This is a genomic window from Pelistega ratti (genome assembly GCF_009833965.1).
Classification (GTDB): domain Bacteria; phylum Pseudomonadota; class Gammaproteobacteria; order Burkholderiales; family Burkholderiaceae_B; genus Taylorella; species Taylorella ratti.
In genome coordinates this window covers 623630-638294 of record NZ_CP047165.1, presented here as the reverse complement: position 1 = coordinate 638294, position 14665 = coordinate 623630, and the positions used below count along the sequence as shown (strand labels likewise).

13 protein-coding genes are annotated in these 14665 nt (G+C 34.3%); 8 read left to right on the top strand and 5 right to left on the bottom strand.

The genetic code is table 11. From position 1 onward, the window contains the following. Positions 1-151: 151 nt before the first annotated feature. The 3 genes from F9B76_RS02625 to F9B76_RS02615 form a co-directional block, all read right to left on the bottom strand. Positions 152-472: an addiction module antidote protein gene (locus tag F9B76_RS02625; RefSeq protein ID WP_159990693.1), complete on the bottom strand. Its 321-nt coding sequence runs from the start codon at positions 470-472 to the stop codon at positions 152-154. A 2-nt stretch (positions 473-474) separates the two neighbouring features. Continuing rightward, complete coding sequence (locus F9B76_RS02620) at positions 475-771, bottom strand: type II toxin-antitoxin system RelE/ParE family toxin (RefSeq protein ID WP_159990692.1); 297 nt, start codon at positions 769-771, stop codon at positions 475-477. A gap of 303 nt (positions 772-1074) precedes the next feature. Then, complete coding sequence (locus F9B76_RS02615) at positions 1075-1530, bottom strand: hypothetical protein (RefSeq protein WP_159990691.1); 456 nt, start codon at positions 1528-1530, stop codon at positions 1075-1077. Between the two features lie 428 nt (positions 1531-1958). On the opposite strand from F9B76_RS02615, the gene tig reads away from it, so the two are divergent. From tig to lon, 4 genes are all read left to right on the top strand, one after another. Then, positions 1959-3263, top strand: coding sequence for a trigger factor (tig, locus tag F9B76_RS02610; RefSeq protein WP_159990690.1), 1305 nt, complete (start codon positions 1959-1961; stop codon positions 3261-3263). A gap of 2 nt (positions 3264-3265) precedes the next feature. After that, on the top strand, positions 3266-3919 hold the full coding sequence (gene clpP / locus F9B76_RS02605) for an ATP-dependent Clp endopeptidase proteolytic subunit ClpP (protein WP_159992064.1): 654 nt from the start codon (positions 3266-3268) through the stop codon (positions 3917-3919). Positions 3920-4016: 97 nt separating this feature from the next. Then, on the top strand, positions 4017-5270 hold the full coding sequence (clpX, locus tag F9B76_RS02600) for an ATP-dependent Clp protease ATP-binding subunit ClpX (RefSeq protein WP_159990689.1): 1254 nt from the start codon (positions 4017-4019) through the stop codon (positions 5268-5270). Between the two features lie 64 nt (positions 5271-5334). After that, complete coding sequence (gene lon, locus F9B76_RS02595) at positions 5335-7812, top strand: endopeptidase La (RefSeq protein WP_159990688.1); 2478 nt, start codon at positions 5335-5337, stop codon at positions 7810-7812. Between the two features lie 109 nt (positions 7813-7921). On the opposite strand, the gene F9B76_RS02590 is transcribed toward lon, so the two are convergent. After that, a complete protein-coding gene (locus F9B76_RS02590) occupies positions 7922-9067 on the bottom strand; it encodes an aromatic ring-hydroxylating oxygenase subunit alpha (protein ID WP_159990687.1) in 1146 nt (381 codons plus the stop codon). A 203-nt stretch (positions 9068-9270) separates the two neighbouring features. On the opposite strand from F9B76_RS02590, the gene F9B76_RS10480 reads away from it, so the two are divergent. From F9B76_RS10480 to F9B76_RS02575, 3 genes are all read left to right on the top strand, one after another. Further along, positions 9271-9636 (top strand): exodeoxyribonuclease VII small subunit, encoded by a 366-nt coding sequence (locus F9B76_RS10480; protein WP_159990686.1) that lies wholly within the window; start codon positions 9271-9273, stop codon positions 9634-9636. A gap of 178 nt (positions 9637-9814) precedes the next feature. After that, the gene (locus F9B76_RS02580; protein WP_159990685.1) at positions 9815-10258 is read left to right on the top strand and encodes a nuclear transport factor 2 family protein; all 444 of its coding nucleotides are present in this window, start codon (positions 9815-9817) and stop codon (positions 10256-10258) included. 392 nt (positions 10259-10650) lie between these two features. After that, positions 10651-11037, top strand: a complete 387-nt coding sequence (locus tag F9B76_RS02575) for a TrbG/VirB9 family P-type conjugative transfer protein (RefSeq protein WP_159990684.1) — start codon at positions 10651-10653, stop codon at positions 11035-11037. 305 nt (positions 11038-11342) lie between these two features. Here F9B76_RS02575 and F9B76_RS02570 read toward each other — a convergent pair whose 3' ends face one another. Then, positions 11343-12563, bottom strand: coding sequence for an esterase-like activity of phytase family protein (locus tag F9B76_RS02570; RefSeq protein WP_159990683.1), 1221 nt, complete (start codon positions 12561-12563; stop codon positions 11343-11345). Between the two features lie 1063 nt (positions 12564-13626). Between F9B76_RS02570 and F9B76_RS02565 the strand changes: the two genes are divergently transcribed. After that, on the top strand, positions 13627-14661 hold the full coding sequence (locus tag F9B76_RS02565) for an ATP-binding protein (RefSeq protein ID WP_159990682.1): 1035 nt from the start codon (positions 13627-13629) through the stop codon (positions 14659-14661). Positions 14662-14665: the final 4 nt, after the last annotated feature.

Genomic DNA, 14665 nt, shown 5'->3' with positions numbered 1-14665 from the left:
TATATAGGAGTTGATTATTGAAGCGTAATATTGTATATATTATCAACTTATTAATTATTGTAATTTCCAATGAATTATCTTCCCTTCCTAATTCATAAAATAAGTTATCAGTTAGTGCTGTAAAACTTTGTCTTTTAGGAAGGGGTATTAATTAACTTAATGACTCTTGATGTGTATTATTAGCAGGAACAGCAACTAGCTTTAATCCTAAAGCACCTAATACTTTTGCTATAGTCCCATAACGTGGGTTAGCTCCTTCTCTTAATGCTTTATAAAGTGATTCTCTACCTATTCCCGCCTGCTTTGCTATTTGTGTCATTCCTCTTGCTTTAGCAATTACTCCTAAGGCATGAGCTAATTCTGCTGGATCGTCTTCTTCCATCACTAAATTAATATAAACCTGAATGTCTTCTTCTGTTTGAAGCTCTTCTGCCATATCAAAGGGTTTAAATTCTATACCATTAATTATCATAATTAATCTCCTAAAAGTTTTGAAAGTTCTATCGCATTTTGAATATCTTTAGATTGTGTATTTTTATCACCACCACCAAGCATAATAATTAATACATCATCTCTTTTTATATAATACATACGCCACCCCGATCCAAAAAATTCACGCATTTCATAAACTCCTTCCCCTACAGCTTTTACATCACCTAAATTACCGCGCTGAGCTTTATCTAGTCGCTTTTTTAATCTAATCTTAGTTACTGTGTCTTTAATACTATTTAACCACTTACTAAACTCGGGGTGTTGTATAACCTTGAACATGACAAAATTCCTATATCATTAGTCTAATTGTATTCGATAGAATACAAATAATCAATTTAATTTTGTTTTTTTATTTGTCAAATTGAGTGAAAAATTTTTAGATATTACTTTATAAAATTTCTAATTGAATTTTATAGAAATGATAATGTTTATTAGGAGAAAAATTTAAAGTTGAAGTGCAATACTGCATATCGTATATTATCAACTTATTAATTAAATTATTACTCTTTTATTTTAAAATTAAAAGAGTATAAAAAAACGGAGAATATTCTCCGTTTTTTTAGTCTTCGCAATTGTATAGCATTAGTCTTTATGACAATGACGTTTGAAAAGAATATAATCAAATACAAATGCTCCTGCCATTGACAGTACGGCAATATTTGCCCAAGGACTAGCTTCAATAGAGTGTAGAGCAAATAAAGCGGTAGCTGTTCCCAATACAGAACCTACTAAAGCACGCATTAAGAAATAAGCCCAATTTTCATCTTCTAGTTTAGGTAAATCTTGAGAAGATTTAAAACGTAAATGATGATGATCAAAGCAGCATGAAGCGACAGAAAGTAGTGTGCCTACTGCACCAAAGAATAATCCTGAAAAGCTAACGGACCATGTAATAAGGGCAATAAATAAACCTAGCACTATTAAAACAATCACAAAAGAACCATTACTAAAAAGAGAGGTTTTTTGTTCTGCTTTATGTTGAGTTTCTTGTTCAATTGATGGTGTTTCTGGGGTTTGTTGTTCGGTAGAATCTTGCATCTTTATACTCCAAAAATAGGGTTAAGGTATATTATAACAATGAATTATGACATTGAATAGAATAGGGGGAATAAGGTTTTTAGATTTTACCTCCTTAGTAACAGAGTAGGGTAGATGTTTTTTGATAACAATAGATAGTGTGGATAGGTATAGATTTTCTAGTCTGTTATTAAAATAAAGTATTTTTATTAAAATTTGGTGAATAGTGATATTTTTTAATTTAAGAAAAATTTACAGCGTATTTTATATAGAAAAAATCATAAAAGAGGACTGAAATTAAATAGAAAAATAGAGTAAATCCCCTTAAAGGTAATGTATTCTTATCAAAAGTTTTTAGGAAAACATCAAAATAGTGTATTTCTTTAGAAATTATAGGTAAAATAATAGATTACATATTTTCTCTTTGTTATTAAAAAGTAGGTTATTAAATGCAACCAACAGTAGAAACATTAGAAGGCCTAGAGCGCCAAGTTGAATTAGTTGTGTCTTTAGAAGACATCGAAAAAGAAGTAAAAACGCAATTACAACGTGTAGCACGCACAGCTAAAGTACAAGGTTTCCGTCCAGGTAAAGCCCCTTTATCTGTTATTGAACGTAGTCATGGGCCAAGTGTTCGCTATGACGTATTAAACCGCAAAGTTGGTCAAGCGTTTGATGATGCTGTAAAAGCAGCAGATATTCGTGTTGCAGGTGTACCTTCTATCGAACCTAAAGAAGGTGCTGCAGAAGGCTCATTAGCTTTTACTGCTAAATTTGAAGTATTCCCAACGATTACTTTACCTGATTTCACTGCAATTGAAGCAACTCGCTTTACCACTGAAGTAGGTCAAGCCGAAGTAGATAGCACGTTAGATATTCTTCGTAAACAACGTGCTACTTATGAAAAAGTAGATCGTGCTTCTCAGGACGAAGACCGTGTTACGGTAGATTTTGTAGGTAAAATTGATGGTGTTGAGTTTGCTGGTGGTAAGGCAGATAATTTCCCATTTGTTCTTGGTCAAGGTCGTATGTTACCTGAGTTTGAAGCCGCAGCTAAAGGCTTAAAAGCAGGTGAAGAAAAAACATTCCCATTAGCTTTCCCAGAAGATTATCAAGGTAAAGATGTTGCTGGTAAAACAGCAGAGTTTACCATTACCATGAAAGAAGTTGCTGCTCCAGTATTACCTGAAGTGGATGCGGAATTTGCTAAATCTTTAGGTCAGGCAGAAGGTGATGTTGCTAAACTGAAAGAAGAAATCTTCAAAAATATTGAACGTGAAGCAAAAGCACGTGCATTGGCACGTACTAAATCAAATGTGTTTGATGCCTTAGCAAAAGCAGCAACATTTGATATTCCTAAAGCATTAATTGCAGATGATGTGAATGCTCGTGTTGCTCAAGCGCGTGAAGAGCTTAAAGCTCGTGGTATGAAAGATGTAGAGAAATTTCCAATTCCTGCAGAAACATTTGAACCCGAGTCAGAGCGCCGTGTTCGTCTAGGTTTATTAGTGGGTGAAGTGGTTGAAAAAGAAAAACTTCGTCCAACAATGGAACAAGTACGTGCGCGTATTGAAGAAATTGCACAAAACTACGAAAAACCTGAAGAGGTTGTAGCATATTATTTAAGTAATGCACAAAGCCGTAGTGATATGGAAAATGTTGCTTTAGAAGATAATGTGGTTGAGTTCGTATTATCTAAAGCAAAAGTAACAGAAACTAAAGTTGATTTCAAAGAAATCATGGGACAAGTATAATGATGGATCGTTTTACCGATTTTTATGCTTCAATGCATGGCGGTAAGTCTGTAACACCGACAGGATTGGGCTATGTGCCTATGGTAGTAGAACAATCCGGTCGTGGTGAGCGTGCGTATGATATTTATTCTCGCTTACTAAAAGAACGTATCGTCTTTCTGGTTGGTCCTGTTAATGATCAATCCGCTAACTTGATCGTGGCACAATTACTCTTTTTAGAGTCTGAAAATCCAGAAAAAGATATTTCTCTGTATATTAACTCACCTGGTGGTGGCGTTTATGCAGGATTAGCGATTTATGATACGATGCAGTTTATTCAGCCTGAGGTATCAACATTGTGTACAGGACTTGCTGCTAGTATGGGAGCATTCTTACTCAATGCAGGACAAGCAGGTAAACGCTATAGCTTACCTAATTCTCGTATTATGATTCACCAACCTTTGGGTGGTGCGCGTGGTCAGGCGACAGAGATCGAAATTCAAGCCCGTGAGATTTTGGATTTACGTGAACGTCTTAATCAATTAATGGCTAAACATAGCGGTCAAGCCATTGAAGATATTCGAGTGAATACCGAACGAGACAATTTCATGGCGCCTGATGAAGCATTGAAATTTGGTCTAATTGACAAAATCCTAGAAAAACGTAGTATGCTATAGTATAGAGTAGTACTTATAAAATAGGAAATAATTAGGCGGAGGGTCGGTGTTAAAGCCGACCTCTTTTATTTAAGATTATAAGTTTTAAGAAAAGTATATGATTGATACAACATCTTCTTCTCAAAAAGAAAAACGTTGCTCTTTTTGCAATCGTACAAAACCAGAAGTTCAACAATTGGTTTCTGGTCCTTCTGGTTTATTTATTTGTAATATTTGTGTAGATGATAGCTTAGCCTTGATGAAAGAGAATAAAGCGAGTGATATGACATCAGAGCAAGCACAGTCAGCCTTACCAACACCTGTCGAAATTAAAGCATTTCTAGATCAATATGTGATTGGACAAGATACCCCTAAGCGTAATTTAGCCGTAGCTGTCTATAACCATTACAAACGTATTCGTTATGCAGAAGAAAGAGCAAGTGAAGTGGGTGATGATGTTGAACTGAGTAAAAGTAATATTTTACTGATTGGGCCTACAGGATCAGGTAAAACATTACTTGCTCAAACATTAGCTCGTCAGTTAAATGTACCTTTTGTGATGGCAGATGCAACAACATTAACAGAAGCGGGTTATGTGGGTGAAGATGTAGAAAATATTGTACAAAAATTATTGCAAAATTGTGATTTTGATGTACAAAAAGCAGAACGTGCTATTGTCTATATTGATGAGATCGATAAGATTGCACGTAAATCGGATGGCCCTTCCATTACGCGTGATGTATCTGGTGAAGGGGTACAACAAGCTCTTTTAAAATTAATTGAAGGAACTGTTGCTGCTGTACCACCACAAGGTGGACGTAAACATCCTAATCAAGAGTTTATTCAGGTAAATACTACTAATATTCTTTTTATTGTGGGTGGTGCTTTTGATGGTCTTGAAAAAGTTATCCAGAATCGTACTGAAAAATCAGGTATTGGTTTTGGAGCGACTGTTCATAGTAAGACTGAGAAAAAAGTGGGTGAAGTCTTTAGTCAGGTTGAACCAGAAGATATTATTAAATTTGGCATTATCCCCGAATTAGTAGGGCGTTTACCTGTGGTAGCAACCCTAGAAGAATTGGATGAAAGTGCCTTAGTCAGAATTCTAACTGAACCTAAAAACTCATTATTAAAACAGTTTCAAAAATTATTTGCGATGGAAGGGGTTGAGTTAGAAGTAACGGCTTCTGCATTAGAAGCGATTGCCAAACAAGCCCTAAAACGTAAGACGGGCGCGCGAGGATTACGTTCAATTCTAGAAGCGGCATTAATGGATACCATGTATGAATTACCTTCTCAAAAAGAAGTGAAAAAGGTCATTTTAGATGCAGATGCTTTAGATGGTGGTAAGCCGATTTTAGTACGTGATTAAAACTTGAAATAGAGTATTTTATCCCCATCTAACTTTCTATTAAAGAATAGATCAAAGGATTTAAATGACGACGAAAAGCAAACATCAAGAAACACTTGAATTGCCCCTAATTCCTTTAAGGGATGTGGTGGTGTTTCCACAAATGGTTCTTCCTTTATTCGTTGGTCGTCCACGTTCAGTGGGTGCACTAGAGAGAGCTATGTCTGAGAAACAGCATCATGTGATTTTAGTTGTTCAAAAATCGCCTAATGATGATGATCCAGGTCCTAATGACATTTACTCTGTCGGTGTTTTAGCGAACATTTTGCAATTACTCAAATTACCTGACGGAACAGTTAAGGTCTTAGTAGAAGGTTTACAACGCGTTACGATTGAGCAAGTCAAAGAAACTGACTCATATTATAGTGCCACAGTTCAAACAGTTGAGATTGAAGAACAAGGTGATGCACATGAGCAGGCGATGATGCGTATGCTAACATCACAATTTGAACAATATGTGAAGGCAAGCAAGAAAATTTCTTCAGATATTTTGACCTCAATCCAAAATATCTCGACAGCCAGCCATCTAACAGACTCAATTATTGCTAACTTATCTATCAAGCAAGAGCAAAAACAAGAGCTTTTAGCTTTGTTTGATGTTTCTGCTCGTATGGAAATGTTGCTAGATATTCTTGAGTCAGAAATGGATATTATGCAAGTAGAGCGTAAAATCCAAGGTCGTGTTAAAAAACAGATGGAAAAAAGCCAACGTGATTATTATTTGAATGAGCAAATTAAAGCCATTCAGAAAGAACTTGGTGATGGTGAAGATGGTGCAGATATTGAAGAACTTGAGAAAAAAATTCATTCAATAGGTATGCCTAAAGAGGCAAAAGAAAAAGCCCTATCTGAATTGAAAAAACTCAAGTTAATGTCTCCAATGTCAGCAGAGGCATCTGTTGTACGAAATTATGTGGATACATTAGTTGGTATTCCATGGAAGAAAAAATCTAAAGTAGATAATTCTTTATCACATGCTGAAGAAATCCTAGAGGCGGATCACTATGGTTTAGAAAAAGTGAAAGAACGCATTTTAGAGTATTTAGCTGTTCAGCAACGTGTATCCAAAGTGAAAGCGCCTATCTTGTGTTTAGTTGGTCCTCCAGGGGTAGGTAAAACCTCTTTAGGTCAATCAATTGCTCGAGCGACCAACCGTCAATATGTTCGTATGGCATTAGGTGGGGTGCGTGATGAATCAGAAATTCGAGGTCATCGCCGTACTTATATCGGTGCTATGCCTGGTAAGATTATGCAAAATATGAGTAAGGTCGGAGTACGAAACCCCTTATTCCTATTAGACGAAATAGACAAGATGGGAATGGATTTCAGAGGCGATCCTGCTTCTGCATTACTTGAAGTCTTAGACCCTGAGCAAAATCATACTTTCCAAGACCATTATGTGGAAGTAGATTATGATTTGTCAGATGTCATGTTTGTGGCAACAAGTAATACCTTGAATATTCCTCCAGCATTATTAGACCGTATGGAAGTGATTCGTCTTTCAGGTTATACCGAAGATGAAAAATTGCATATTGCCAAAGATCATTTGTTACCTAAGCAAATGAAAAATAATGGTCTGAGTGAAGATGAGCTAAGAGTCCATGACTCTGCTATTTTAGATATTATTCGCTATTACACACGTGAGGCAGGAGTTCGTTCATTAGAACGTGAAATTGGTAAAATTTGTCGTAAAGTGGTAAAAGAAATTGTGACTAAAGCAACAGCAACGACTAAAACCACTAAACCACGTAAAACAGCAGTGCGTACAAGTAATAAACCAACAACAGTTAAAGTGGATAGCCGTAACTTAGAGAAATATCTTGGTGTACGTAAGTTCTCATTTGGCTTAGCGGAAAAAGAAAACCAAGTAGGACAGGTTACAGGTCTAGCATGGACAGAAGTTGGTGGTGATTTATTAAATATTGAGGTAGCTGTTGTTCCAGGTAAAGGAGCTATCCAATACACAGGCTCACTAGGCGATGTGATGAAAGAGTCAATGGCAGCTGCTCGTACTGTTATTCGTGCACGTGCTCACCGATTTGGCTTGGTAGATAATCTTTTTGAGAAAAAAGATATTCATATTCATGTCCCTGATGGTGCAACACCTAAAGATGGTCCTTCTGCGGGGATTGCTATTACGACCGTATTGGTCTCTGCCTTTACAGGTATCCCTGTTCGTGCGGATGTGGCAATGACAGGCGAGATTACTTTACGAGGTGAAGTATTAGCAATTGGTGGATTGAAAGAGAAGTTATTGGCAGCACATCGTGGTGGTATTAAAACTGTATTAATACCTCATGAAAATGTGAAGGATTTAGTAGATATTCCTGATAATGTCAAAAATAATCTTGAAATTATTCCTGTTCGCCGAATTGATCAAGTGCTTGAGGTAGCGCTAGAAAAAATGCCCACTCCGTTAAGTGAGGAAGAAATTGCCAAGTTAGCGAGTGAAGCTATTCATGTGTCTGCTGGTAATATTGAAAGTCCTTCTGCAAGACACTAAAAACAGGTAATAAGAAGAGAGATAGAGAATATTCTTTATCTCTCTTTTCAAATAAATAACCCCACCATAAATGTTATGATGGGGTAAATTAAAAAAATGATTAATAAAATTAATCTTTCTGACCACTCATGACTCGGTGATACCAACCGTGGAAGTGTTCCATGCCATCTTCCATAGGTGATTGGTAAGGTCCGACTTCATTGTCTTTACGGTTAATCAGTGCAAGACGACCTGCATCCATACGTTCAGCAATTTCATCATCCTCAATGGCTGTTTCCATATAGGCAGCACGTTGTGCCTCTACAAAATCACGCTCAAAAGCAGCAATTTCTTCAGGATAATAAAATTCCACCATATTGATCGTTTTTTGTGGACCAAGAGGGTATAAGGTAGAAAGTACCAACACATGTGGGTAAATTTCAATCATGTGGGTTGGGTAGTATGTTCCCCAGATAGCACCAAAATCAGGGCTTTCTCCACCACGGAACTTGAGTAACTCATCATGCCAACGTTGATACACTTTTGTGCCGGGATTAGCTAATGCTTGGTGAACACCAACACGTTGAATGCTAAACCATGAATCAAAATCCCATTTTAGGTCAGAACAGGTAACAAACTTGCCTAAACCGGGGTGAAATGGTTCAACATGATAATCTTCTAAGTAAATTTCAATAAAGGTTTTCCAGTTATAATTACATTCATGGTATTCCACATGATCCAGAACGTAATCAGAAAAATCCATATTCGGGAGATTAAAAAAAGCTGCCATATCTTTTGCAGGATTACGAGGACCTTCAAAGAGTAAACCATGACAGTTTTGAATAGGGTATTTGTTTAAGTTGGAACAGGGATTTTGTTCAAAATGAGGAGCATGAATTAAATCGCCTTGGTTGTCATATGTCCAACAGTGTAGTGGACAGACGATATTACCACCTGTTTGACTAAGATTGCCGTAGTTATTATTGTGATCTGTAACATTACCCGTTTGTCCACCTAGCATAATAGCTTGTCGGTGTCTGCAAACATTAGAGATAAGTTCAACGCCATTTTCATTTCGTACAAGCATACGTCCTGCATTTTCTTGTGGTAATGTTCGCCAGTCACCAAGTTCTGGAACGGCTTTTTCATTGCCTACATAGATAGAGGCGTTTTTAAAAATAAGTTCTTGTTCAAGTGCAAAAACTTCTTCATCAAAATAGGCACTAGCAGCAAGCTGTGATTTGCCCGGTGTAAGGTATTTGTCGGTAATAGACATTGGGATCCCCCGCTTTATATTAAAAAAAGAAGACGACTTACCAAGGGTCATAAGTCGTGAGTTAAAAGAAGGTGTTATTATAGCTAAAAATAGGAGAAAAACGGTATTTCTCTATAGAAAGTAGGCTTATTTTGTCATATAAGACAACTTTTTTCGTAAAATAAGGTTTTGGTCAATAAAATAGCATTAATTTAGGATTGTCAATGAAGAAAACAGCCAAAATCCCAGCTAGCTTTGAAGAGGCACTCAGTGAGTTAGAACAGATTGTACAAGGGATGGAAGATGATATGCTGAGTTTGGAAGAATCACTTAAAGCCTATGAAAGAGGGGTTTTATTAGCACGCGTATGTCAAGAAAAATTAGATGCGGCTAATCAACAAATCCAAGTGCTTCAGAATAATTTATTACAACCTTTAGAGGGAAGTGTCGAAGAAGGTACGGTACAGGAAGATGATGAAGATGGTTTTTCATTTAGTCAAGAATTATCTTCTAATCAATATACAAATCGTTCACAGAAAGAGGTGTTTTCTGCTTTTGATGATGATACTGTAGAGGATGTACCTTTTTAAGAGTGCTAGCCTAAAAATAAGTATATAAAATAAACTAACGATAAAATTATTGCTAAATACTTTAACGATTTATCACAAAATAGGGTATAGATTGATATAGTTAAATCACTATAAAGTTTACTATAATATGCCGCAACAGTAGCTGTACTGTAAAACATCATTTATAAAGGAAACCTAAATGAAAAAATCACTTATACTCTTAGTGGCACTCTTTTCATCAACACTGGCGGTAGCTCAAACCACACCAGAACAAAATAAAGCGAATGCATTAGCTTTTTATGAAATGGCATTTAATCAGCATAAATTACAGGAAGCGGTCGATACTTATATTGGTAAAGAGTATTTACAACATAATCCCAGTGTTGCTGATGGTGGACAGGCGTTTATTGATGCGTTTGCCCCGTTTTTAAAAGAACATCCTAATTCTCGTGCGACAGTTAAACGTGTATTAGCCGATGGTGATTTGGTGGCGGTACATGTACATAGCCAATTAGATGAACAAGATAGGGGTGAAGCTGTTGTGGATATTTTCCGCTTTGATGAAAATGGTAAAATTGTAGAACATTGGGATGTTATTCAAGCTGTCCCCGAAAAAACAGAAAGTGGTCGAGGAATGTTCTAAGAGAGTTGCTTATAATACGCTTATGTAGATAGTAAACGACTATTTGTTTAAAAGAGACGGTGTTATTACAAGTGTAGTTGCACCGTTTTTTATTAGTTTTTTATTATTTAGTAGAAAGATAGAGATATTAAAAAATCGTTAATTTTATTGAGAATCTTTTTATTTAAAAGGTAAATTAGTTTTAATGATTGATGTCTTTGTGTTGGTAGATAAGGTGTTGTATAAGTAAACTGATAATAATATATCAATATTTCAGCTAAAAAATTAATAATAATTAATAAGTTATAGTGATTTAATACTAGGTTAAAAATAGCCATCAGTAATTTTAGTGGTTCACAATGATATAAAGTTTTGCCATGATATATGGATATTGACTTTTAAAGGAAAATATCATGTCATTATCAAAACGATACTTAACAGGGTTTATGGGAATATTATTACTGAGTGCGTGTTCTACTCAAGCAGATTGGTTACAGAAAAAGAGGCATTACCCTGACTGGGAGTTTAGTACAAGGACTGTGAATCAATATTCTTTTAAATGGGATATGATAGGAGATGAAACTATTTTTCCCCAACAAGTCTTTAGTACACAAGATGAAGTGTGGATTCAATTAAAGGAAAATGCAACTATCCCTGTTATTTTTAAAGTCGATAAAGATAGTCGAGTAGAGGTGTTGAAATACTATCATAATCCCCCGTATATTGTACTAAAAGGGCAATATACACAATTGAGATTACAAGAGGGGGATAGGCAAGTATGGCTCAAACAACGCCCCTAATACGTGTGGATTGTTAGGGTTTATGTCTTGTTAATTTCTATCTTTCTAATAATGAATACAATACGCTTAATATCAAGTATAAGCATTGTATTTTAGTGTGTCATTGATAGGGCAATAATAGTGGTGATCAATAGGAAGTCATAACTATAATTCGATAAGAGGTAGATTTAAAGTGTGGTATTTACCCTTATATTATCTATGTATTATTTAATGTTTTTTATAAATCAAAGAGGTATATAAAAATCCCATAGAAGCATAAAAAATCATGGTGTTACTATGGGATTTTTACGTTATGTTATGGGTATTTAAAATAATGGTTGATCTAGCTTAATCTGAATGATTTCATTATCATCTGCTAGTTTGGCATTGCGTCCTGATGAACCGGGGAAATTATTATCATTAAAGATGGTTAATGTATCTGGTGATTCAATCACAATATCCTCAATTGTTATAAAAGGAAAGGCGAAATCTTTACCTGTTCCAATATCCCCTTCACGGTAGGGACTATATAATGAGTGAGGATTATGAATGCGCATTAAATCAACTAGTTCTTTACGTTCAACTGCTTGACCAGATGCGCCAAGTTTTACTAAGATAAGTTTTTTATGACCTGTTAAATCATTTTCAGTATCGTCACGTTCAATGATAATACCCGATTGATGATCAAAAAGCTGAAAATCACCGATAGCTGTTGCCTTGTCATCTAAATCAAATAAGTAATAATTGTCGGTATAGGCTTTTTTAGCTATATTAAACTGAAAAATAATGAGTTGTTTTTTATCAGCATTAGTAAGCGGTTTTTCTAAAATAGGGTATAAGAATTGTTTATCTTTTGAAAGAGCCATCCCCTCAAAGCCACCACTGCGTTGTACTAAAGGCTCAATTATCTCTTTTTGAGTTTTATTAAATTGATTTTGAGGTGAGCGTAATTCTTGACCTTTAACATAAGGGTTAGGTAAAGTAATTGGGGCATCTAGTAATATGCCATCAGCACTAAAGTGTAAAAGATAAGGACCAAACTCATCACCAATCCAATAGCTACCATCTTCGGCTTGCTGTAAGGATTCAATATCAAAATCAGCTCCTGTTAGTAATCGATCATTGGTTTCTTGATTAACAATAGGAAATGGAATGAGTTTATTAGGGTCACGTAATGAAATAAAACCAAGCACCTCTACATTGCCTGTTCCACCTTGGGAAGTTTTAAAATTTGGTTTAATGTGATAGATACGAAGTAAAAAATCACTAGAGTTATCTTGAGTGCCAAAGCCATTATCAGACATTGCCATATACGTACCATCTTTGTTTTTTAATACGGCTGAAAAGCCCTGTACAGGCTGGCTTTTAAAGGGAGGGGCAATACCATTTGCTGCTTTAGTTGCTTTGCCTGATTGAGGGCCTTCTGCATAGGTTTCAGCATCTAATTTAGCAAAAGCAATAAGGGTGGTATTATCGGCTTTTGCAGTAGTGTGAAGTGCAAATGATAATGTACTAAGGATAATAGAAGAAAAAAGAATCTTTTTCATAAATGAATAACCTGATAGTTTAAGTAAGAAATGGTTATTCTAGCGAAGTAATATGACAAGAAAGGGACATGCTTTGGGGGAAGAGATGAGGTGTTTATTAAGGGTGAGAAAAAATATATTTATTTGAAGGATGGGGGTTATTAGATAACTTACAATTCAATTTCATAATGAATAATTATACAGGCAACATACAGTGTTCCCTTAATGTTTTGTGCTAGTTTCTTCAATGAACTTTTATTTATATTGTAATTAAAACGATTATAGGCTGTCTTTTAAGGATAAAGTGTTTCTGGAATATTTTGTCAAGATGTACTTGTATATTATTTCCATAAAATAGTTCCTATTACCATGTGATTATTTTTCTATTAATAGTAGCTGTGATTTTTCATGGGTTATTTCAAGCTATTCTTAATGATGATCTATTAAGACAATTCTGATTATAATTTTAGTTGTTTATAAAGGTTATATTGATTATTATGCGATAGATTTTTGTTATTTTTAAATTGAAGACATACCTAATCTATAAAAATGAAGATAGGTTATTTTAAAGTAAAGAAATTTATACAGAAAAAGTTTCTTAAATTTTGGCGTTAAAAGCTACTGCTTGTTTAGTTACTGATATTTTATATAAAATTCATTAAATTATTACTATTATTTATTCTTTGAATCTGATGATATTTTGAGGAAAACTTGAGTTAGATGAAAGTTATTTTAATGCTTATAATAAAGGGGAAAGAGAGTGAGATACAGTTAGGAAAGTTGGTGTTTTGGGTTTTTGAGATGATAGATAAAAAGTGTTGAATAATTTTAAGTCTAGGAAACTTGAAATTTGAAAATATAATGATATAAATCGAAAGTACTTTATTTTAAAAGAAGATGAGTTTCAGCTTAATTTGATAAATGAAAATATTAAAAGAATAACTAAAAACTGAAAAAATAGAGTGATATTTAAGGTTAATCTACTTCAGTTTCAAATGTTTTATAATCAAAAGTGTCCCAAAATATTATTTTTTGTCCCTTTTGTGTTAGAATTATAGATAAAGTAGTGTGGTAGGTAATTTAAATGAAAAAGGCTAATATTATTAATTTAATAAAGTACTATGTTGAAAATAATGATTCAGGATTTAGAAATGAAGCATACCAAATTGCTAATGAGTTTGATAAATTAGGAGACTATCAATTATCAGAATATATAATGGCTCTTCTTTCTAATGCAAGTACATTTATTCCACAAATAAATAAAGAAGATTTGATATTTGTTAGAAAAATAGAGGTGAATGGAGATCCACTGCCTCTTCCTGAAGAAATAAAAGCGGATATTGTAGGAATAGTTAATGCTGCTGAGTATGGAATTGGTGTAAATCGGTTTTTGTTTCAAGGTGCTCCTGGTACAGGTAAAACAGAAACTGTTAAGCATATAGCACGAATATTAGGAAGAGATCTTTTTATGGTGGACTTTGCTTCTTTAATAGATAGTAAGTTAGGTCAAACAGGAAAGAATATAGCCGAGTTATTTAATGAAATTAACAGTTTACTTACTCCTGAAAAAATAGTAATTTTATTTGATGAAATAGATGCTTTAGCATTAGATAGAATTGATTCAAAAGATCTTAGAGAAATGGGTAGAGCAACAACCTCAGTATTAAAAGGTTTAGATGAGTTAAATAATAAAACTCTACTTATAGCTACAACCAATTTGTATAAACATTTTGATAAAGCATTGGTACGTAGGTTTGACTCTATTATAGATTTTAATAGATATTCACGAGAAGATTTGATTGATATATCAGAAATTATATTAAATCACTATCTGTCTAAATTTAAAAATGTTGCTAGAAATATTCGTTTATTTAAAAAAATAATTTCTTTGATGGAGGTCATACCATACCCAGGAGAGTTAAAAAATATTATTAAAACATCATTAGCGTTTAGTAATCCTAACGATGAATATGATTATCTGAGAAGATTGTATTCAGTGGTATCTACAAATAGTAGAAAAAGTTTAAAAAATTTACAAAATCATGGTTTTACAGTTAGAGAAATTGAAATATTAACAGGTGTTTCTAAAAGTCAAGTATCAAGAGAGTTAAAGGAATAATTAA